A 21,867-nucleotide genomic window follows, 5' to 3' on the forward strand; every position below is an offset into this window, starting at 1 on the left:
AGAAGATAAATCATCCCACAAAGCTAGGCAGCAACCCAAACAACCCGAATAATCCAGTTTAAGATGTGTCCTTAATCTGCATTAAGAAAAAGTAGCGCCAAAATAGGGTGTTTTTCACGCGGGCCGCCAAAGGCGGACCACCCTACCTTTACCTATGTTTTTCCAAAAAGTCCTCAAAGGCATAAATGATCTGTCCCCTGACGAGGCCCCGGACATCTATTGCAACATCCGCCAAATTGTATACCCTTGAGCGATCTTTCTTCTTTGCTGGGTCTTTCGGGGGCGGCGCTGCAACGGCTGGGCGACGCCTACGAAAGGTATGCCGCGGCTTCGGGCATCGCCCTCCGGCAGGAGCAGGAGATGAAGGGACAGGATGCTATGGAGACCGAAAAGGAACTGCACATGGGCAGCTGCTATGTCATCGCGGCCATTTACCGGTCCCTCCTCGACCCTGGCGCGTCCATTCCATTATTCGGTATCGCCGCGGGTGTCTATCGCCGCCGTGGCAACTCCTTTTGGAAGCCGCTCGCCATTTGCGGGCTCAACCGGGAATGGCTCTTCGGCCAGGAAGCCGGCCGGGTGGAAGCCAGCCCCCAGGAATTCTTCTACGAATTGCTCCGTCAATACTACCTCTTCAACTGCGGCGACGAAAATGCGCTGGGCCGGATGCTCGAACACGCGGCTACATCCCCCGCCCTGATCGCCCAATCGGTGGGAAATCCACCCGTCCGGTTACAGGAGTACATCGCGTTTATCCGCGGCGATATTGACAAGGTATATTACAAGGGCAATGCCGCCGGGGACGGCAACCGCGCCTGGGCCGCCGCGCTTCGGCTGCTGCTGCAACGGACCGCCGAACAGCTCCAGCTCGCCCAAAGCAACCGTTTTCAGTGGACGAATGAGATCGGTCTTCTCCCCTTCGAGCCCGATATCCTCGCGACCCTGCTTGGATTCTGTATTCGCATCCGCAACCGCGGCGAGATCCGCGCCTTCGTCGAAGAAGAAGAAGCGCGCCACGACAGCCCGGCTCTATTCCTGGTCCGGCTGGCGCTGGAGATGATCGCCGCGTCGCATTAGGCAAAGCGGCCTCGCCACTCCCTATTCAGGCAAATCCCTATATTTGCCCCCTATGTCAACATGGAAAGAATACCAGGAAAAAAATAAGGCCCGCTTCTTAAGCGAACTCCTCGAGCTCCTCCGCATCCCCTCCATCAGCGCCCGCAGCGAGCACAAAGCCGACATGCTCAAATGCGCCGAAGCCGTAAAACAACGTCTCCTGGATGCCGGCGTCGACAAAGCCGAGATCTACCCCACCGATGGGCACCCCGTCGTATATGGGGAAAAGATGATGGACAAAAGCAAGCCGACCGTCCTGGTATATGGCCATTATGATGTACAGCCCGCCGACCCCCTCGAGCTCTGGCACAGCGGCCCCTTCGAGCCGGTGATCAAGGATGGGAAGATCTTCGCCCGTGGCTCCGCCGATGACAAGGGGCAGTTCTATATGCATGTAAAGGCCTTCGAAACGATGGTCCAGACAAATACCCTGGCCACCAACATCAAATTCATCATCGAAGGAGAGGAAGAGATCGGCAGCCCCAACCTGGCGAAATTCGTCAGCACGCACAAAGATCTCCTTAAATCCGATGTCATTTTGATCAGCGACACGGCCATGCTCAGCCTCGACACGCCGTCGATCGACATCGGGGTGCGCGGGCTAAGCTATATCGAGGTGGAGGTCACAGGTCCCAACCGGGATCTCCACAGTGGGGTTTACGGTGGTGCGGTTGCCAACCCCATCACGATGCTGGCGAAAATGATCGCCTCCTGCCACGACGAGAACAATCACATCACCATCCCCGGCTTTTACGACGATGTGGTCGAAGCCACACCCGCTGAGCGGCAGCTGATGGCCAAGGCGCCCTATGACGAGGTGGAATACAAAAAGGATCTCGGCGTAAAAGAGTTGTGGGGCGAGAAAGGCTATACTACCCATGAGCGTACCGGCATCCGGCCCACCCTCGAGCTCAACGGCATCTGGGGCGGCTACACCGGCGAGGGCGCCAAGACCGTTCTCCCGTCCAAGGCCTTCGCAAAAATTTCCGCCCGCCTCGTGCCCAACCAATCGGCAACCGTCATCACCGAAAAGCTGCTCAATTATTTCCGGCAGATAGCGCCCCCCGGCGTGACCGTCAAGGCCGAAGAGCATCACGGCGGCGAGCCCTATATGACCCCGATCGACAGCAAGGCTTACCGGGCCGCGGCAAAGGCCATCGAAGCCACCTTCGGCAAGGTCCCCATCCCCGTGCGCGGCGGCGGCAGCATTCCCATCTGCTCGCTGTTCGAGCAGCATCTCGGGGTAAAGATCGTCTTCATGGGTTTCGGCCTCGACAGTGATAACCTTCACTCCCCCAACGAAAAGTTCGATCTCGCGAATTTCTACAAGGGCATCGAGACGATCCCGTACTTTCATAAATTTTTTGCGGAAGGCTAGAGGATCTTCCTCGCCTTCCCCTCCCCATCCGTCCGCCAATTCACGCCATCATCCGAAAACTGGATCTTGTAAACGTAATCGTTAGCCGAATGAAAGATGTTCAGGGTCCGGTTGTACACTTTCTTGTCCCCATTCATAAACTCGCTGTTGTAAAATAGCGTGTCGCCCCTCGCCACCACCCCGATGCTGAAGGGTTGCATTCCCGGCACCCCCACGAGCGAAAGAGTATAATCCCCCTTATCCGGGTTATAATGGTAGATAGAAAGATTGTTCGTCTCCTTGCCTTTGTTGTTCACCAACTGATCCGCCACCAGGTACCGCCCGTTAGGACTCCATTGACAGGTATAGGTCGCGGAGACGGGGTCCGGATGCCCGGCGTCGACAACGCTCTCCGCCTTCCAGGTGCCTATAAAGACGCTCAACCGCTTCAACCCTTCGCCGGTCAGCACCTTCGCCGATTGAGCGCGAGCCGGCGCCATCGCGAGAAGCAAAACACAAAAAAAGAGAAACCGGGTCTGTAAGGCAATGAAATTCATAGCAGGTTTACATTTGATGACTAAATTAGGCAAGAAAAATTTTGCTGTTTGAATTATTCACACAATCTTTATATGTCTGAACATTCTAACAAGAAGCCATTGATTGACCATAAAAGTAAGCTACCCCTCCACGTCCAGGTGGAAGAACATATTCGCAACCTCATCGCCATGGAGAAGTTCCGCAAAGGGGCCTTCCTCCCAAAAGAGGTCGAGCTGGCCAACCGCCTGGGGGTATCGCGAAACACCATCCGCCAGGCGACGAACAAACTCGAGAACGAGGGATTGATCGTCCGCAAGAAAGGAGTTGGCACGCGAGTGGCCGACAAGAAAGGGCTGATGACGGGGCTGGACCATTGGTATAGCTTCACCCAGGAGATGCAGGAGAAAGGCATCGTGGTCACCAATTTGCAGCTCAAGGTAGAATGGGTGGCGGTAAACGAGACGATCCGGACCTTTTTTAATCTCGACCCGGACAAGAAGGTGTTGAAGCTGTCGAAGCTGAAAGGCGAGGAGTCGGGCGAGCCGATCGTGTATTTCGAATCCTGGTTCCATCCGCGGATCGGCATCACCGAAAAGGACGATTTTGATCGCCCGCTCTACCCCATGCTCGAAGACCGGTATGGCATCGTGGTCCAGCGCAGCAGCGAGAACATCAGCGCGCGCGCCGCGGCGTCCCTCGGCCGGAAGTTGAAGGTGGATGGGCACTTTCCGGTGCTGTTCCGCGAACGGTTCGTCTATGATATAGGCGACCGTCCTGTGGAATACAACCTGGGCTACTACCGGAGCGATAAGTTTACCTATAGTATCGATATTAAAAAGGGGAGCGTCTAGCCCTCCTATATTTTTTTGCCTGACCAAACTATGTTCAAACATACCAACAAAATATCATGTGGCGTCGACATCGGCGGCACGCATATCTCGGCCGCACTGACGCAGAACGATGCCCTGTTGGCCGAAACCTACCGCCGCTTACCCGTTGACCCCAATGCCGATGCCGTCACCTTGCTGGATACCTGGGCGGGTCTCATCACCGCCGTCATCGGACTCGCACCAAAAGGCCAACCGGTCTCCACCATCGGCATCGCCATGCCCGGCCCCTTCGACTATATCAATGGGGTCTCGATGATCCGCGGCCTCAACAAATACGAAAGTCTCTACGGCCTCAATATCCGGGAAGCGCTCCACGGGCGGATCAAAAGCCCGAACACAATATGTTTTGAAAATGACGCCGCCTGCTTTGGCCTCGGCCAGGTCCACCACAAGCACCGCAAGATTATCGCCATCACCCTGGGCACGGGCTTCGGCGCCTGTTTCATCCAGGATCAACAATTATTAGCACAGGGCCCTGGCGTTCCGCCAAACGGCTATCTCTATAACATCCCCTTCCAACAAGGCATCGCCGAAGACTATATCTCCGCGCGTTGGCTGCTAAACGCCTATCCCGCCGACAATGTCCGCGAGATCGCCGATCGCGCCGCAAAAGATCCAAAAGCCGCCGCCACATTCACCCAATTCGGAAAGAATCTCCAACAGGTGATCACCCCCTGGATCAAACAATTCGAAGCCGATGCATTGATCATCGGCGGCAGCATCTCCAAAGCTTACCCCCTCTTCGAAAAAGAACTGCGCCTCGATATCCCCGTGATCGTAGCAGATAACACCGAACACAGCGCCATTACTGGCGCCGCAAGCCTGAACAATCAACCCACTCCAACCCCTCCCGCCCGAAAGTCCCGCCAGCCCCAGCTGCCAAAACGAGTGGAGCCCCAAAAGAACGATGTCTATGACATCTACCCCTTCGAATCCCTCGGCAACAACCGCATCTTCGATGGTTACGAATCCCTCGCCCGCTGGATCATCCAACAAAAAGGCGCGCGACTCGACGGCTATGCCGGGGTAGACTGGAACCTGGTCCGCGCGCGCCTCATCCCCGCCCTCCGCGGCCAGGGCGCCGACGTCCACTGGTACGAGACCCGCGCCTGGCAAAAACCCGAAGAAGCCATCGATGCCCTGATCAAACCCTTCCTCGGCGCCGAAGGCTCGGTCTGGGGCACAAAAACAACTCTTGAGCTCGCCGACCTCTATCTTGAAGCGTTCCGCGAATGGCAGCCGCAATCGAACCAAACCATCACGATCCTTGCCGGCGCCGGCGCCGGCCTCAGCAAATATTCCGCCCCCATCATCTACTTCGATCTCCCTAAAAACGAGATCCAATACCGCATGCGGGCGCGAAGCGCCACCAACCTTGCCGCAACAACCGCCGCGCAATACAAACGCAGTTACTTCGTCGACTGGCCCCTCCTCAACGCCCACCGCCGTAAAATAGAACCCGCCATCGTCGTAGACGCCCAGCACGAAGACTCCCCCAACTGGACGCACACAAGAACCCTCCGCCAGAGCCTCCAATCGATGGCCTATAACGGCATCCGCGCCCGCCCCTGGTTCGAACCCGGCGTCTGGGGCGGCCAATGGATGAAACAGCATATCCCCGCCCTCCCAAAAGAAGAGATCAACTACGCCTGGAGCTTCGAGCTCATCGCCCCGGAGAACGGCCTGCTCTTCGAAAGCGACGGCCTCCTATTGGAAATAGCCTTCGACTGGCTCATGCAATACGAATCAAAGGCCGTCCTCGGCATCGACGCGGACCGATTCAGGGAAGAGTTCCCGATCCGCTTCGATTTCCTCGACACCTTCGGCGGCGGCAATCTCTCCATCCAATGTCATCCGTCACTCAACTATATCCAAAAACAGTTCGGTGAGAACATCACGCAGGACGAGACGTATTACATTCTCGATTGCAAACCGGGCGCCGGGGTCTACCTCGGCTTCCATGAGGATATCGACCCAACGGCCTTCAAAAACGCCCTCGAAGAAAGCCAGGCGGCCAACCAGGCGATCGATATCGAGGAATACGTCCAGTTGCTGCCCGCCCATAAACACGATCTCTTCCTGATCCCTAACCAAACGATCCATGGATCGGGCATCAACAACCTCGTCCTCGAGATCAGCGCGACGCCCTATATCTTCACCTTCAAGATGTATGACTGGATGCGGCTGGACCTCGACGGAATGCCGCGCCCCATCAATATAGAGCACGCTTTTCATAATCTCGACTTCACCCGCAAAGGCGAAGCCGTCAAAAGAGAACTGGTCTCCAAACCCAAACTTCTGAAGTCCGATACCCAACACGATCTCGAGCTCCTTCCCACACACGCCGAACATTTCTACTCTATCCATCGCATCACGCTGAAGGGCACCCTAAGTATAGGCACCGAAGGCCGCTGCCATTTGCTGATGCTCGTAGAAGGGAAAAAACTGACCCTCAGGACCGCACAAGGGAACACCTATGTCCTTCACTATGCCGAAACCTTCGTCATTCCCGCAGCCGCAGGAGAATATGAAGTAATAAACGACGATCATCAACCACTCCAAATCATAAAAGCCTTTGTAAAGTAGACCGACACATATTCATTTTTTAACAACCCACAATTGTTTGCATTATGGGAAATGCTAGACTGCATCCAAAAATGAGCGGTAGGGCCCTCTGCGTCCTTGCCTTGCTCCTCCTCACCATCGGGCTCGCCAATGCGCAGCCCCGCGTCAGAACCGGCCATGTCACCGATGAAAATGGTAATCCGCTGGCCGGCGTGTCCGTAACGATAAAAGGTCAAAAAGGCGGCGTCACGACCGATGACCATGGTAACTACCAGATCAGCGCCGAAGGAAATCCAAGACTCGTCTTCTCCTTTATCGGTTACACGACACTGGAACAAACCGCCGATCAGGCGGCTATGATCTCCTTAAAAGTCTCCCGCGTCAATATCGACTCGGTCGTGGTCGTCGGCTACGGTACCGCCCGTAGGGTCGACGTCACGGGCGCCGTCACTACCGTCAAATCCGGAGAGATCCTTGCCCAGCCGATCACCAACGCCCTCGAAGGCCTCCAGGGCCGCGTAGCCGGCGTGGACATCGCTCTCAACTCGGGCGCCCCCGGCGGACTGGCGAGTGTGATCATCCGCGGCATCGGATCGATCAACTCCTCCACCGATCCGCTTTATGTCGTCGACGGCGTGGCGATGACGAATATCCAGTATCTGAATCCCTATGACATCCAGAACGTGGAAGTGTTGAAAGACGCCTCCTCCACGTCCATTTATGGCGCCCGTGGCTCCAATGGGGTCATCCTGATCACCACCAAACGGGGTTCCAGCCAACGCGGCGCCACCGTCAGCTATGACGCTTCCGTCAGCATGGGTCATCTCCAGCACGAGATGAAGGTGCTCGACTCCAAACAATGGCTGCAGGTGCTGGCCGGCGGGATGGCGAATAATGCCCTCTGGGGCGCCGCACCGCGCACACTCGATCTCTCGGATACCCGCCTCTTCAACACGGACGGCTCGCCGAAGTACAACACGGACTGGCAAAAGGCCTCCACGCGCACCGCCGTCTCGAACAACCACGAGCTGTCGATCCAGACACGGGGCGAGAACTCCTCCACCGGCGTCTTTCTCAACTACACCTATAACCAGGGGATCCTGCTGAACTCGGATATCCGCCGCTACAATGTCCGGTTCACCCACGACGCCAAACTGGCCAAATGGGTGGATTTCGGAGCAAACGTGCTCGTCAACTACTCCAGGGAGAATGAAGTGGACCCGACCACGGGCGCCAACACGCCCACCCGCACGATGATCGAGATGCCGCCTATCTTCCCGGTGAAATTCCCGGACGGCAGCTGGGCGAACAACCAGGTATCTTCCACGTTTTCCTTCCTCGACGCTGCGGAGAACCCGGCAAAGGTGCTCCTGCAGCAGACCCGGCTCAACACGCGTACGCAAATCTTCGGCAACGCGTTCTTCAATTTCCATCTCACAAAAGACCTGGACTTCAAGACCCAGTTCGGCACGGATATCCAGAACAACCAGGGGGACTACTACTCCCCCTCCACCCTGCTGAATATCTCGGCGAACCAGAAGGGTGTCGCGTCGATCAACAGCGAACAATACAGCTACTGGCAACAGGAGAACTACCTGACGTATAAGAAGACCTTTGGCGAACATCATATCAACGCCCTGGCCGGCGCCAGCTGGCAGGAACGCATCGATGAACAGCTCAACGGCAGCACCCAGTATTTCTCGGATGACTATTACCGTCAGTACAACCTGGGAGCCGGCAGCCAGCCCAACTCACCCGCAAGCAGCTATGACCGCTGGTCGATCAATTCCTACTTCGCAAGGGTAGGCTACAATTATGCCGACCGGTACCTGCTGACGCTGACGGAACGCATCGACGGCTCCTCCCGTTTTGGCGCGGACAACAAATACGGATACTTCCCGTCCGTAGGCGCCGGTTGGGTACTGAGCAAGGAAGATTTCCTATCCGCTATCCCGGTGATCAATTACCTGAAGGTCCGGGCCTCGTATGGGCTTACGGGGAATACCGAAATCGGCAGCTATCAATCGCTCGCGACGATCGGTTCCGGCACGACGCTCATCAATGGCAACCGCGCCGCTTCTTCCTCCATCAATGGCCTGGCCAACCCCGATCTGAAATGGGAAAAGACGGCGCAAACGGATGTCGGATTCGAGCTCCAGCTGCTCAACGGCCGGATCGCGCTGGAAGGCGACTATTATTACAAGAAAACGACGGACCTGTTGCTCAACAAACCGATACCCAACAGTACTGGGTTTAGTGGGGTGTTGTCGAACATTGGAGCGATGTCCAACCGTGGGGTGGACCTGATGCTGTCGACCCGCAATATCGAAGGCCGCGACTTCGGCTGGACGACCTCGTTCACGGCCAACTATAACAAAAACAAAGTGCTCTCCCTCGGCAGCAACAACGAGGATATCTTTCCCGGTCCTTACTGGGGTCCCGTCAGCGACGGCTTTACGATACTCCGCGTGGGCGCGCCCGCCGGTTCGTTCTGGGGCTACAAACGGCTAGGCACCTACAGTACCGACGATGTGGCGAAAGGCCTTGCCGCCGATCCGAATTTCCCCTACCATGCGGGTGAGGAAAAGGAGTCTGCCGACAAATATATCCTCGGTCATGGCTCCCCCAACTGGAACGGCAGCCTCGTCAACACCTTCCGCTATAAGGCCTTCGACCTCATGATCGATCTCCAATACTCCCAGGGCGCCAGCATCGCCCAGGCCTTCCTCTTCTCCAGCGAGGACCGGACCGGCTACAGCAATTCCCTCGTGACCGAACTGAATGCCTGGACCCCGCAACACCAGAACACGGACATCCAGCAACTGCGATTCGCCCCCGACGCAGGCCAGAGCGCATCCTTCGACAGTCACTGGGTCGCCAACGGCAGCTTTATCCGCGGCCGCAATCTGGTATTGGGCTATAATATGACGCCGGGTATGCTGGAGAAGGTCCACATCAAACGCCTCCGGTTTTACCTCAGCGCGCAGAACCTGTTCCTGATCATGTCCAGCCAGTACAAGGGCTACGATCCACAGAGCGTGAGCTGGAATACGCCAAACGCCCCGCCCTTCGGCCAGAACATCGAGTTCTATCAGTACCCGAAGGCGAGGACCTTCACCGCCGGCGTGAACATGAGTTTTTAACCGATTTGCCAATTCTCAACGTGAACAAATGAAAAAGATAACAACGATATTGACGGGATTGACCCTTCTGCTCTCGTCCTGTCATAAATTTCTCGCGGAAAATCCAAAGAGTCAACAGCCGGTCGACGCGTACTATCAGACGATCGACCAGGTGCAAAGCGCCGTCAACTACCTCTACAACGTCAACACCGGCCCCGCCAATTTTTACAACATCGGGGGCCTCTATGACGGCACCAACGCAATGGCCCTGGACAATCTCTCCGGCCTGGCCAATAACGTCGTGGCGCAGAATCCCAGCGTCCGGTATTACGCCTCGCTTACCATGACGGCGGACAACCAGGCCAATTATGTAGGCGGTATCTGGTCCTCGTTCTACAGCAACATCGCCAGCGCCAATACCATCATCGCAAAGACGGGCCAGAGCAAGACGATCGATCAGTCGGCGGCAGCACCGTTGTTAGCGACGGCGCGTTTCTTCCGGGCCATGGATTATTACTATTTGGTACGGCTCTTCGGCGCCGTTCCTCTGATCCTCCAGCCCTATGAGAATCTGAATAATCTTTACGCCCCGAGGTCTTCCGTCGACTCGATCTACGGCGCGATCGTCGCGGACCTGCAATGGGCCTATACGAACGGAAACCTCGCGGATAAGCCCATGGGCGCCAATGGCAACACCATTTCCAAAGGCACCGTGGGTGGTATCCTGGCAGAAGTCGAATTGACCATGGCCGGCTATCCCCTGCAAAAAGGCGCGGCGGCCTATACCCAGGCCCTGCAACAGGCCCAGGCGCTGCTGGGCAGCGCCGGGGGTTATGCACTTTTCGACAATGGAAACGGATCGACGCCCTTTGACAAGCTCCGGCTCACCAGCTACGACCAGGGTAGCGAATACCTCTATTTCATCGAGTACAATCCGTCGATCCAACAGTCGGCCTATCCCGAATATTCCCTGCCCAATACCTTCCCCCAGACGCTGCCGAACAGCAACCTCCACGTCGCCTATACCCTCGTCACCCAGGTGTGGACCCCGTCGGCGACCCTGCTGAACCTCTATGACAGCGTCAACGACATCCGCCGCCATGAGAAGCAGTTCTATAGCACCAGCTTCAATTACACCACTTCGGGCGGATCGCCGGCCTCCATCGCCTATTCCTTCATGCCCTACCGCTGGTTTGACAGCACGGCGCTGTTCAGCACCGCGGCCTCCGGCAAATACGCCTCGGTGTATCGCCTGGCCGATGTCTATCTCATCGCTGCCGAAGCGGCCAACGAGCTGGGCCAGGACCCCACGCCATACCTGATGCCGATCCTCCAACGGGCCTACGTCGTTCCCCCCGCGATCCCCGCCGGTCAAAGCGATCGCCGTAACCTGATCCTCGCCGAACGCTACCGCGAGCTGGCCATGGAAGGACATTTCTGGTTCGATATGTTGCGCACCCGGCTGTATCCCGATGCGGATGGTTCGCATCATGTGACTTTCTCGGCGCTGGTCGGACACTCGAATGGCAGGGGACAGCAATATAGCAATACCGATCTGTTACTACCTTTGCCTACATCAGAGATGCAGCGCAATCCGAATCTCAAACCACAAAATCCCGGCTACTAATGAAAAAGTCTGTCAGCATACTATTTTTTTCGATCCTATTCACCGCGGCCCACTCCCAGGGGCCGCGGCTGGATAGCGCCCGTGGGCTACCCTTTCTCGCCAAATCCATGCAGTCGGTCGCACTCTATCTTAGCAACCCCGGCGACTCTACCACGATCACTATCCGCGCCAAAGGCGCACCCGATCTTACCCTGGGCGTCGGCCACGGCGCCCGTCAACTGGAGTTCTTCGTACCCGAGGTAAAAAAGCCCACAACCGTCCCCTTCACGCTCGCGACAGCGAGCGGGACCCTGACGAAGGGCAAGGTCGATCTGACGCCCGTTCGCAAGATGACCATCTACATCCTCCCCCACTCCCACAACGATATCGGCTACACCGAGATCCAGACGAATGTGGAGCGAAAGCAAATGAATAATTTGCTTACCGGTATCGACTACGCCCGCCGCACAAAGGACTATCCCGCCGGCGCCCGTTTCGTTTGGAACCTCGAGGGGATATACGCCGCCGATCTCTTCCTTCACCGGATGAGCGAGCAGCAACGTCAGGATTTCATAAATGCGGTAAAAGATGGTGGCGTAGCGCTGAACGGGATGTATGTCAACACCCTCACCGGCCTCTGCCGCCCGGAAGAGCTGTTGCAGCTGTTCCATCGCGGCGGCGAGGTTGCCGCGCTGGCAGGCATGAAGGTCGACGCCGCGATGATCAGCGACGTCCCCGGCTACACCTGGGGCACCGTCACGGCCATGGCCCAGGCGGGGATCAAATATTTCTCCGCCGCGCCCAATTATTTCGATCGTATCGGGGATATCCTCCAGCAATGGGAAGACAAGCCCTTCTACTGGGTCAGCCCCAGCGGGAAGGAAAAGGTGCTCGTCTGGATCCCGTATAAGGGCTATGCCCTTTCCCATGGCATGCCCCAGGGACTGTCAAAAAAATTCGTGGACGAGTACATCGCAGAGCTGAAGCGCAAGAATTTCAACTACGACATCTCCTATATCCGCTGGAGCGGTCATGGAGACAATGCGGTACCCGATATCACGATCAGCGATTTCGTAAAAGAATGGAACACCACCTACACCTGGCCGAAGTTCATTATCTCCTCGACCAGCACGGCCTTCAGCGCCTTTGAACAAAAATACGGCAGCCAGTTGCCGCAGGAAAAAGGGGATTGGACCGGCTACTGGGAAGACGGCGCCGCCTCCTCTGCCTTCGAGACCGCCGAGAACCGCGCCACCAGCTACCGGCTCAGCCAGGCCGAAGCCCTCTGGGCAATGACGGGCACGGGCAGCTATCCCGCCGACAAGGTCCGGGCCGCCTGGAAGAATACGATCCTCTATTCCGAACACACCTGGGGGGCGGATGTCAGCGTGACCCGTCCGCTCAGCCAGAAGACGATGGAGCAATGGATCATCAAGAAGTCCTACGCCACCGAGGCAGATAGCCTGTCCTTGCAGCTTCTTGATAGCGCGCTCCCGCAGGGAGCGAGCATCCCAAACAGTATCGATATTTATAACACCAACTCCTGGCCCCGAACCGATCTCATCCTCTTGTCCCATAAAGCCTCCGCCGCGGGCGATAAGGTCACCGACGCCGCAGGAAACACCTTCCCCTCGCAACGCCTTTCCACCGGTGAACTCGCCTTCGTCGCAAAGGATATCCCGGCCTTTGCCTCCCGGCGCTATTTTATCGGCCAGGGCGCAATCCCCAGATCCGCAGCCATCAGCATCGACAAAAACTCGATCGACAATGGAATAATAAAAGTCGTCATCGACCCCACCACCGGCGCCATCACCAGCCTGAAAAACAAGTCCATCGACAATGAATTCGTCGACACCGACTCCAGTGGCGGGCTTAACGACTATCTGTTCCTCCCCGGCAATAACCTCAAAGACCTCCAACGCAACGGACCGGTAACCATCACCGTCAAAGAACAGGGGCCCGTGCTCGCGGAGTTGAGGATCGAATCCAAGGCCCCCGGCGTGGAAAAACTCGTAAGAGACATCCGGCTCGTCAACGGCTTCGATTATGTGGAAATGACCAATGTCCTCGACAAGCTACCCGCCGAGCTCGACCCGCATCCGGGTGATTACCGCTGGGCCAATCTTCACGGTAAGGAAAGCCTTAACTTCGGCTTCCCCTTCCATGTAAAGGAAGGAACGATGCGGCTGGATATCCCCATGGCCATTATGCAACCGGAAAAGGACCAGATACCCGGCTCCTGTAAGAACTGGCTCGAAGTAGGCAGCTGGGCAGACGTGAGCAATGCCGATCACGGCATCACCTGGGTGACCCTCGACGCCCCGCTGGTGGAAGTGGGCGGCATCACCGCGACCCTGCTCGGCGGTCAGTCCAATCCCGCCGTCTGGCGCAAGCATATCGAGCCCACGCAGAAGTTGTATTCCTGGGCGCTGAACAATCACTGGGAGACCAACTACCGCGCCTACCAGGATGGGATCATCACGTTCCGCTACGCGTTGCAGCCACACAGGGCCTATGATCCGGTGGCGTCGACAAAGTTGGCTACGGGACTGTCCCAGCCGCTCATCATCACTGAAGCGAAGGGTGAAGCGCCCACAACCCCGCGCGTTCAGCTCTCGAACCAGCAGCTGGTCGCCCTCGTCCTCAAACCCAGCACCGACGGCAAGGCCTGGATACTCACCCTCTTCAACCCCAGTGAGCAGACCCAGTCCACAACGCTTAGCTGGAACACCCCCGTAGGCGGCGCCAAAACAATAACGGTCGCCCCCCAGGACGTCATCACCCTCCGCGTAGAAAAACAATAAAAATGAAAACCCGCTACCAGGTCCCGGTATTCCTCGGCTTCTTCGTCATGGGCTTCGTCGACGTCGTCGGCATCGCCACCAACTACGCAAAAAAGGACCTGGAGCTCAAAGATTCCGTCGCCAATCTGCTTCCCCTGACGGTCTTCATCTGGTTCGCGCTGTTCTCCGTTCCCATCGGGATGTGGATGAACCGCATCGGCCGGAAGAAGACCGTCGGGCTGGGGCTGGCCCTCACCGCCATCGCCATGCTGATCCCGCTGGCAACGTATTCGTTCGCCACGCTATTGATCGCCTTCGCCCTCGCCGGCATCGGCAATACCCTGCTCCAGGTGGCCCTCAACCCGCTGCTCACCAACGTCGTTGAGCCGCAGAAGCTCACCAGCGCCCTCAGCGCCGGTCAGTTCATAAAGGCCATCGCCTCCTTCCTCGGACCCATCATCGCCGCCACCGCAAGCACCGCCTTCGGCGACTGGAAGCTGATCTTCCCCGCCTTCGCCGCCATCAGCGCGATCAACACACTCTGGCTCCTCGCCACCCCGATTCCCGAAAATCCGGCTACCGCAAACACCACCTCCATTGCGGCCTGCTTCAAGCTCTTAAAAGACCCGGTCATCACCCAGCTCCTCATCGGCGTCATCGCTATCGTCGGCATCGACGTCGGCCTCAACACCACACTTCCCAAATTCCTCATGGCCCGAACAGGGCTGCCCCTCGAAAAAGCCGGCCTCGGCACCAGCCTCTACTTCATCGCCCGCACGACAGGCAGCCTCGCAGGTGTCGTCCTCCTGATGCGCCTCAAGAACCGCTTCTTCTTTCTCCTCAGCGCACTCACCGGCCTCGGGGCGCTCGCCGCCCTCCTCGTCGCCCCCACGCTCAGCCTCATCCTGCCGCTCATCTTCATCCTCGGCTTCGCCCTCGCCAATATCTTCCCCATCCTCTTCGCCACCGCCCTCCGTCTCGCACCCGGCCACGAGAACGAAGTCTCCGGCCTCCTCATCATGGGCGTCTCCGGAGGCGCCATCCTGCTGCCCATCATGGGACTTCTGGGCGACGCCGGCGGCCCCGTCCCCGCGCTGGCCTTCCTCCTGCTCGCATGGGGCTACCTGGCATGGACAGGCAGCAAGCTGCGGTGACACTGCGCCACTCCGGGATATCTTGGGAGATGAAATTTCCCGATAAAAAAAATAGCCTTATCCTGGTGATCGCCGTGATCGTCTTGCTCATCCCAGTCATCTTGCTTGAGACAAATCTCCTTAGACAGACCAACGGCAACATCAGCTATCCACTCGATAGCTCCTTTCTCAACATCAGCACCGCCAAAAACCTCGCCTTCTACAAGGTTTGGGGAGTCTCGAAATACACCTTCCAACCCGCAACGGCTTCCCTGCTATATCCCTTCGTCCTGGCGCTCATCTTCTTTATCGCCGGCGCGCATCTCATCATACCGGTGATCCTCAACACGATCATGGCTATTTTATTTCTATATACCCTGCAACAGGCGTTTATCCGCCGCCAGATCGAACCGGCCACTCAAGCGATCCTTCTCCTCGGAACGACCCTGATCACCGCCCTGCCGCTACTGGTGGTCAGCGGCACGGAAACTGTTCTGCAATTACTCCTCTGCCTTCTCTTCATAGACACGTTGATCCAAACCCTTCACAACAGCAAAAGCAAGCTTCCCCGCCGGGTCTACCAGTATGCTTTCCTCGCAGTAGCCGCCCGGTATGACAATCTCCTGCTCATCCTCCTCATCGCCATCCTCTTGCATTCCCTCAACCGCCGCCGCGAGGCCCTCAAGCTCACCGCGATCGCCATTACCCCCATCGTCATCTTCGGCGGCGTCAGCCTCATCAAGGGTAGCTATTTCCTGCCCACTCCCCTGGTAACGGGCTCCTATCCCCTCTACCTTGTAACGCTCACCATCATTGCATTTGGGATTGCTCTCCTTTTGATCCTGAAGCACCACCGGCCGGTCACAGCCGCAACCGTAATGGCCCTTCCCCTGATCGTCCAAAGCGTCCCGGCCCTGGCCCATTTCACACAGGACAGCGTCCGCATCTACGAACAACAATACCCCATTGCCGCATTCGTTCATCGCTATTATCAACGGGGAACGATCGGCGCCAACGACGTGGCAGCCCTTACCTATTTTTCAGATGGCCGAAAGATCGATTACTCCGGCGCCACCGGCGCCGATATCGATTCTCTAACCCGCAAGAATGGAGTATCGACCGCGATCCTCTCCGACTCATCATTCGAGTCAGGGGCCCCTTCTAACTGGTTCAGGATCGCCTCCTGGGATATGCCTGACGCCCGCCCCGGCGCCACACGAACCTTCACCTTTTATTCGGTCTACCGCTGGGACAGTGTTTTGCAGCGCCGCCTGCGAGACTTCCAGCCGCTGCTGCCCACCCGTATATCGGTCCGCTACTACTAGGCCGAATTTTCGTAAATTTGTCCCCCGGCAAAAGCCGCCGCATCAGATGCCCGAAAAAGAAAAACTTCGTCTCGATAGATATCTCTGGTCCATCCGCCTCTTCAAAACGCGAAGCGAAGCCGCCGACGCCTGCACAAAAGGCAAGGTCAAATACAACGGCGACGCCGCCAAGGCCTCAAAAGCCGTCTCCATCGGCGACGAATACGAAGTAAAGACCGAGCAAAAACGCTGGCGGATCAAGGTCACCGCCCTCCTCGACCACCGCCTCCAATACTCCCAGGCCATCAACTACTACATCGATATCACCCCCGCCGAAGAGATAGAACGCCTGCAATTCCAGGCCGCCAGCTTCAACACCGGCAAACGCCAGAGCAAGATCGGCCGCCCGACAAAAAAACAACGCCGGGAACTCGACGATTTCCTCGAAGAATGAAGAATATTGTAGGTTTGCGTCATGAGCCTCCAGATAGACATCCTCACGGTCCTCCCGGAACTCCTCGAATCCCCGTTTAACCATTCCATCCTCAAACGGGCGAAAGAAAAAGGATTGCTAGGGATCCGTGTCCACCCCCTCCGCAAATGGGCCGTCAACGACTACGGTCAGATCGACGACTACCAATACGGCGGTGGCGCAGGCATGGTCATGATGCCCGAACCGCTCGCAAACGCCATCGAAACGCTATCACAGGAAGGCCCATTCGACGACATCATCTACATGACTCCCGACGGCGAACGCCTCAATCAAAAAATGGCAAACGGTCTGTCTCTGAAAGGCAGGCTATTGCTCATCTGCGGGCATTACAAAGGCATCGACCAGCGCATCCGGGATAAATACGTTACACGGGAAATATCCATCGGCGACTATGTGCTCAGCGGGGGGGAGCTCGCTGCTGCGGTCCTCGTCGACGCCATCGGCCGGCTGATCCCCGGGGTCCTGAACGACGAGACCTCGGCGCTCTTCGATTCCTTTCAGGATAATCTATTGGCCCCACCGGTCTACTCGAGACCGGCCGAATGGCGGGGCCTAAAGGTCCCCGACATCCTGCTCAGCGGCGATCCGAAAAAAATAGAGGACTGGCGACACGAACAATCCCTCCAACGAACCCGGCAACGAAGGCCTGATCTGCTGGAGGGAGAGGAGGATTGATCCTGTCGGTCTGAATTCGAGTCGACTCCTTATCGTAATGTCATCGCTACCCAGATCAACAACTGCAGAATAAGGTAGTAGCCAAGAATAAGGAGCGTGTTGATGACGATCGTCTTTCTCATAAGGGTGTGGATTTAAGGCTGACGGCCCCGAAGTCCGTCTTTAACGGGAACGTGGATAGGTTTAACGGCAATGGACCTGAAAAGGCAGCCTAACCTCACAAAAGACATAAATTATACCAATTCCAGCTTATCCACATAGGAATTGTACCCGCTAACCCCTGAAAAATCCCTTCGACAATCCCACATGACCTTCCCCGCGCCCATTGTGCAATAAATTCCACGTCCGCCATTGGACTTTAAATGTTTTTTAATCGCTTTTTAATTTGTTAAAAACCCGCGTTCACCGGGATTTTTATCGAATTAAGACGTTAATTACCAGTTATCCATTTGTTAAACCGTGCGCTCTCATACAATTTCCCGTCTATCAGCGTTTAATCCTCTCTTAATCCTTTTGGTCCAACTAAGCACGGTAATTGTTCGTCTATATTTGAGACAACCAAAGCTCCAACATTGCGTATTGAAACACACAAAAAAACTGGCTATGACTATCAGCGGCTTTACCATGGTGCGCAACGCAACCAAACTCTATTATCCTATCAAACAGGCGATCTCCTCCATCCTCCCCATCTGTGACGAATTCGTCGTCGCCCTCGGCGACTGCGACCCAGACGATAACACCCTAAAGGAAATTCAAAGCATAGGCTCGGACAAGATACGTATCATCCACACTGTCTGGGACTTAGACAAATATCCCCGGGGAACGGAACATGCCCATCAAACGGATATCGCAAAGGCCGCCTGCAAAGGAGATTGGCTTTTTTATGTCCAGAGCGACGAGGTGGTGCACGAGGACGACCTGCCCCGTATCCGCCTGCGCTGCGAAGAACTGCTGCAGGATACGTCCGTGGAAGGCATTCTCTTCAAATACCGCCATTTCTGGGGTGACTACGACCATTACATTACCAGCCATGCCTGGTACGCCAATGAGATCCGCATCATCCGGAACGACAAGGACATCCACTCCTGGGAGTCGGCCCAGTCCTTCCGCCGCATCCCCGAGTTCGACGGCGTCCACTATCGCGAGAAAAAAGGCACGTTCAAGCTGAAGGTAGCCCGCGTCGACGCCCATATCTATCATTACGGCTGGGTCCGCCCGCCCCATTATATGCAGAAGAAGCGCAAGGCCTTTGCTACCATCCACAGCGGCAAGACCAGCGCCGAAGAATATTTCCGCCAGCAGGAAGAAGAATTTGATTTTGGCAACCTGGATCAGCTGACGGTATACCAGGACAGCCATCCCGCCGTCATGCAGGAGCGTATTCGCCTCTTCAACTGGGCCGACCAGCTCGAACGCCGCCGATTCCGCCAACCCGTCGTCCGGCACAAACACGAACTCCTGAAATACCGCATCCTGACCTTTATAGAGCAGAACTTCCTCGGCGGACGACAGATCATGTGCTTCAAGAACTACCGCCTCGTAAGCCGGTGAGGGGCCCGCGCAGGAAAGTCACAAAACGCAAAGAGCCGCTGTATCGCTACAACGGCTCTTCTTATTTGGATAGGTCGACTCCTGCGCATCTCGGGCTTCGGGCGTCAAAGAAAATGTCCGCCCCCGCCCTCAAAATTTTTGCGTCGCAATAGGCCCCCTCCGGGGCCCGGGGCCTATTTAGGCATATCAAAGATACTGGGATCTATCGGTTTATTCACCTCTACTTTCTTGTGGGTGATGTTCAGCGTATACATCGGCAGCGTCACCTGCTGGCTAAAGTTAAGAACATATCCTCCATCCACTTTACGATAATCGGAAAACAGCACCGTCGTCTCCATATCCTGGCCCTGTATACTGGCGGTGCTGACCGTCTTGTCGATGAGGTAGGTCTTTTTATTGATGAAGAACGTGACGTTCAACGCAGCGGGCGTGGTCAGCTTGATCTTGTAGTCGCCGGTGTCCTGGCCGATCAGTTCCACCTTATTGCCTTTCGCAGCGTAGTCGAACAGCGGCCCGCCGACATTGATCTGTCCCTTCATGGCCTTCAACTGCTCGTCTGGGATCGGCTGTGCAGTCGTCTGCCCGGTCATGGGATTCACGGTCCAGCCGCCCTTATCGGTATAGCAGTTTTGGATCTTGGTGCCGCCAAACTCCACTTCATTCTTGTATCCTTTGCCATTGACGATCCAGGTCGTGCTGGGTGCATTGTTGCCCGCTACATCTACATCGCTCTCTATATAAAGGGTCTTGACATTTTCAACAGCCGACTTGCCGCCGATCGCAGCAACATGTTTATTGACGATCTCATCAGCCGTTTGTGCCTGCACACTAGTGCAGACAAGGACGGCCGCTAGTACGAAAACGGACGGTTTCATTAGTGTTTTCATGTATTTCTTTTTATAAAAAATATTTAACATACTACAAACTTAGTCAATATTTCCCTGCAGCGTCTTACCTTCCGTAAAATAACCTTTTCTTTAATTTAAACCTTATTTCTATGCAAAAGGAAATTTTCCAGCGGTTAAACCGCATCGACCATCTCATTCGCATCAAGGGCACCGGTACTCCTTCTGAGTTGGCAGAGAAGATCGGTATGTCGGAACGCAGCATGTACGAGTACATCCGGCTCATGAAAGAATTCGGCGCTCCCGTCGTCTACTCCCGGTCCAGAAAAAGCTATTACTATCTCGAAGACGGAAGTTTCACCATCCGCTTCCTTTCCGAATAGACCTTGTGCCTGGCCTATCTACTTTTCATTCGAAACCCGCCCGCCATCGCGAGCGGGCTTTTTTATCTTATCCCTGCTATGCCGGTTTGCTTTTATTCCGTACCGATGCCTGCGGCATCTGGCAGGGCCGATGATGGGCCTTCGGCCAGCCTCCCTGTGGTCGGCTATAAAAACAGAAGCGGAGCCACATGTTGACTTCCGCTTCAAGGTTTGATTGGCAAAGGACACAAATGAGTTTGATACCTTAAAGATAGTCAAAAATGCCGGAATTCCGCCACCAGAGCGGAAAAAAAGCACTTGGCAACAGACGAATGAGCCCATCTTTTCGTTCTTCAAATGAGCCAAATCCATGAAAAGGATGAGCCAAATCCCAGAAAAGCCAATGCGCACTATCGCAATATTGATCCCGGTGCTCCTGGTCGCAGCCTGGTCCTGCGACAGTAGCGAAGCCCATGAACCCAACTTCGGCGCGGAATTACCAACCACCAATTTCATCGTCGATCCGGCAAAGGATACCGTGTTGAAGACCCCCGGCGGCGCCCAGATCAGCATCTCCGCCGGCTCACTCGATGCCGGTGACGCCCCCTCCGTTACGCTCGAAGTGAAAGAAGCCTTCACCAACGATGATATGAACCGCGGTGGCCTCCTCCATGGCAGCAGGGAAGCCAACAACAGCGCAGGGATGATCTACATCAACGTCACCGGCGGTCAGTCGGTCAGTATCCATAAGCCGTTGAATATTTCCATCCCCGCAAAGACTCCCGGAACAGAGATGATGGTGTATAAAGGCGTGGCCGGTGATGATGCCTTGCTGAAGTGGATCGAAGCCCGCGCCCTGACCAGCGCCCCTTCGCAACCGTCCACCGACGCAGGCAAAACTCTTTTCGAAAACCGCTGCGCCTCCTGTCACGGCGGGAAGGAAGAAGTGGCCGGTCCCCCACTGGCCTGGATCACCAGCCGCCGCGACCGTCAATGGCTCTATGCCTTCACCCGCAACAACGCCATCCTCCTCTGGCGCGGAGATGGGTACAGTTGCTATCTCTTCAATCGCTACAAGGCGCCCATGCCCCTCTTCAAGGATCTCAGCGATGACGACCTGGGTAACCTCTATAATTACATTGCCGCCGCCAGCAAATCCGTCGACAGCAACGCGGTGATGGATCACAAGCGTGGCTTCGACAGCTGCGTCGCCAACGACGCCAACTGTGGCGCCGCAGCTCAACGGGTCGCCCATACAGACACCGTGACAGCCGCGCCCTCAAACGAAGCTCCCGTCGCAGACTTCTACACGTTCGCAGTCGATAAACATGGGTGGTATAATGTAGCCGGCAAGATCGGTGATGCCGCCGTCGCAGGAGCGGCCTTCCCCACAGTATCGGCAGATTCCCTGCATCCCGCGGCGGAGTCGCTTCAGGCATGTCCTTGCTGGTGTAACGAATCGGCGTATCGCCGCGCCGACAGCCTCGGCCGGGAAAAGCCGGCCCGCCGCGGAAGATAGCCGGCCGCT

At 56.3% G+C, this 21,867-nt stretch carries 16 protein-coding genes; 14 read left to right on the forward strand and 2 right to left on the reverse strand.

The features are described 5' to 3' along the window. Positions 1-246 precede the first annotated feature (246 nt). A complete protein-coding gene (locus VHE34_RS25825) occupies positions 247-1,077 on the forward strand; it encodes a hypothetical protein (RefSeq protein ID WP_325593371.1) in 831 nt (276 codons plus the stop codon). A gap of 52 nt (positions 1,078-1,129) precedes the next feature. Next, complete coding sequence (locus tag VHE34_RS25830) at positions 1,130-2,494, forward strand: dipeptidase (RefSeq protein ID WP_325593373.1); 1,365 nt, start codon at positions 1,130-1,132, stop codon at positions 2,492-2,494. On the opposite strand, the gene VHE34_RS25835 is transcribed toward VHE34_RS25830, so the two are convergent. Beyond that, positions 2,491-3,030, reverse strand: a complete 540-nt coding sequence (locus tag VHE34_RS25835) for a hypothetical protein (RefSeq protein ID WP_325593375.1) — start codon at positions 3,028-3,030, stop codon at positions 2,491-2,493. The genes VHE34_RS25830 and VHE34_RS25835 overlap by 4 nt on opposite strands. Positions 3,031-3,102: 72 nt before the next feature. Here VHE34_RS25835 and VHE34_RS25840 point away from each other — a divergent pair, with 72 nt between their 5' ends. The 10 genes from VHE34_RS25840 to VHE34_RS25885 all read left to right on the forward strand — a co-directional run bounded on the left by VHE34_RS25840 (position 3,103) and on the right by VHE34_RS25885 (position 19,132). Continuing rightward, positions 3,103-3,861, forward strand: coding sequence for a GntR family transcriptional regulator (locus tag VHE34_RS25840; protein ID WP_325593377.1), 759 nt, complete (start codon positions 3,103-3,105; stop codon positions 3,859-3,861). A 30-nt stretch (positions 3,862-3,891) separates the two neighbouring features. Continuing rightward, positions 3,892-6,486 (forward strand): ROK family protein, encoded by a 2,595-nt coding sequence (locus VHE34_RS25845; RefSeq protein WP_325593379.1) that lies wholly within the window; start codon positions 3,892-3,894, stop codon positions 6,484-6,486. Positions 6,487-6,530: 44 nt separating this feature from the next. Continuing rightward, entirely contained in the window at positions 6,531-9,608 is a 3,078-nt protein-coding gene (locus tag VHE34_RS25850) for a TonB-dependent receptor (RefSeq protein ID WP_325593381.1), read from the forward strand. 28 nt (positions 9,609-9,636) lie between these two features. Beyond that, positions 9,637-11,214: a RagB/SusD family nutrient uptake outer membrane protein gene (locus tag VHE34_RS25855; protein WP_325593383.1), complete on the forward strand. Its 1,578-nt coding sequence runs from the start codon at positions 9,637-9,639 to the stop codon at positions 11,212-11,214. Further along, entirely contained in the window at positions 11,214-13,997 is a 2,784-nt protein-coding gene (locus VHE34_RS25860) for a glycoside hydrolase family 38 C-terminal domain-containing protein (RefSeq protein ID WP_325593385.1), read from the forward strand. The genes VHE34_RS25855 and VHE34_RS25860 overlap by 1 nt, the downstream gene beginning before the upstream one ends. Positions 13,998-13,999: 2 nt before the next feature. Next, the gene (locus tag VHE34_RS25865) at positions 14,000-15,130 is read left to right on the forward strand and encodes an MFS transporter (RefSeq protein WP_325593387.1); all 1,131 of its coding nucleotides are present in this window, start codon (positions 14,000-14,002) and stop codon (positions 15,128-15,130) included. 29 nt (positions 15,131-15,159) lie between these two features. Beyond that, entirely contained in the window at positions 15,160-16,434 is a 1,275-nt protein-coding gene (locus VHE34_RS25870; RefSeq protein ID WP_325593389.1) for a hypothetical protein, read from the forward strand. 46 nt (positions 16,435-16,480) lie between these two features. Then, a complete protein-coding gene (locus VHE34_RS25875) occupies positions 16,481-16,867 on the forward strand; it encodes an RNA-binding S4 domain-containing protein (RefSeq protein ID WP_325593390.1) in 387 nt (128 codons plus the stop codon). A gap of 21 nt (positions 16,868-16,888) precedes the next feature. After that, complete coding sequence (gene trmD / locus VHE34_RS25880; RefSeq protein ID WP_325593392.1) at positions 16,889-17,581, forward strand: tRNA (guanosine(37)-N1)-methyltransferase TrmD; 693 nt, start codon at positions 16,889-16,891, stop codon at positions 17,579-17,581. Between the two features lie 603 nt (positions 17,582-18,184). Beyond that, entirely contained in the window at positions 18,185-19,132 is a 948-nt protein-coding gene (locus VHE34_RS25885; RefSeq protein ID WP_325593393.1) for a glycosyltransferase family 2 protein, read from the forward strand. Between the two features lie 173 nt (positions 19,133-19,305). Here VHE34_RS25885 and VHE34_RS25890 read toward each other — a convergent pair whose 3' ends face one another. Continuing rightward, complete coding sequence (locus VHE34_RS25890) at positions 19,306-20,019, reverse strand: hypothetical protein (RefSeq protein WP_325593395.1); 714 nt, start codon at positions 20,017-20,019, stop codon at positions 19,306-19,308. Positions 20,020-20,129: 110 nt separating this feature from the next. Between VHE34_RS25890 and VHE34_RS25895 the strand changes: the two genes are divergently transcribed. Both VHE34_RS25895 and VHE34_RS25900 read left to right on the forward strand, forming a co-directional pair. After that, positions 20,130-20,360 (forward strand): HTH domain-containing protein, encoded by a 231-nt coding sequence (locus VHE34_RS25895; RefSeq protein WP_188936814.1) that lies wholly within the window; start codon positions 20,130-20,132, stop codon positions 20,358-20,360. Positions 20,361-20,742: 382 nt separating this feature from the next. After that, positions 20,743-21,858, forward strand: coding sequence for a cytochrome c (locus VHE34_RS25900; protein WP_325593399.1), 1,116 nt, complete (start codon positions 20,743-20,745; stop codon positions 21,856-21,858). Positions 21,859-21,867 lie beyond the last annotated feature (9 nt).

This window comes from Puia sp. (assembly GCF_035546395.1).
Lineage (GTDB): Bacteria > Bacteroidota > Bacteroidia > Chitinophagales > Chitinophagaceae > Puia.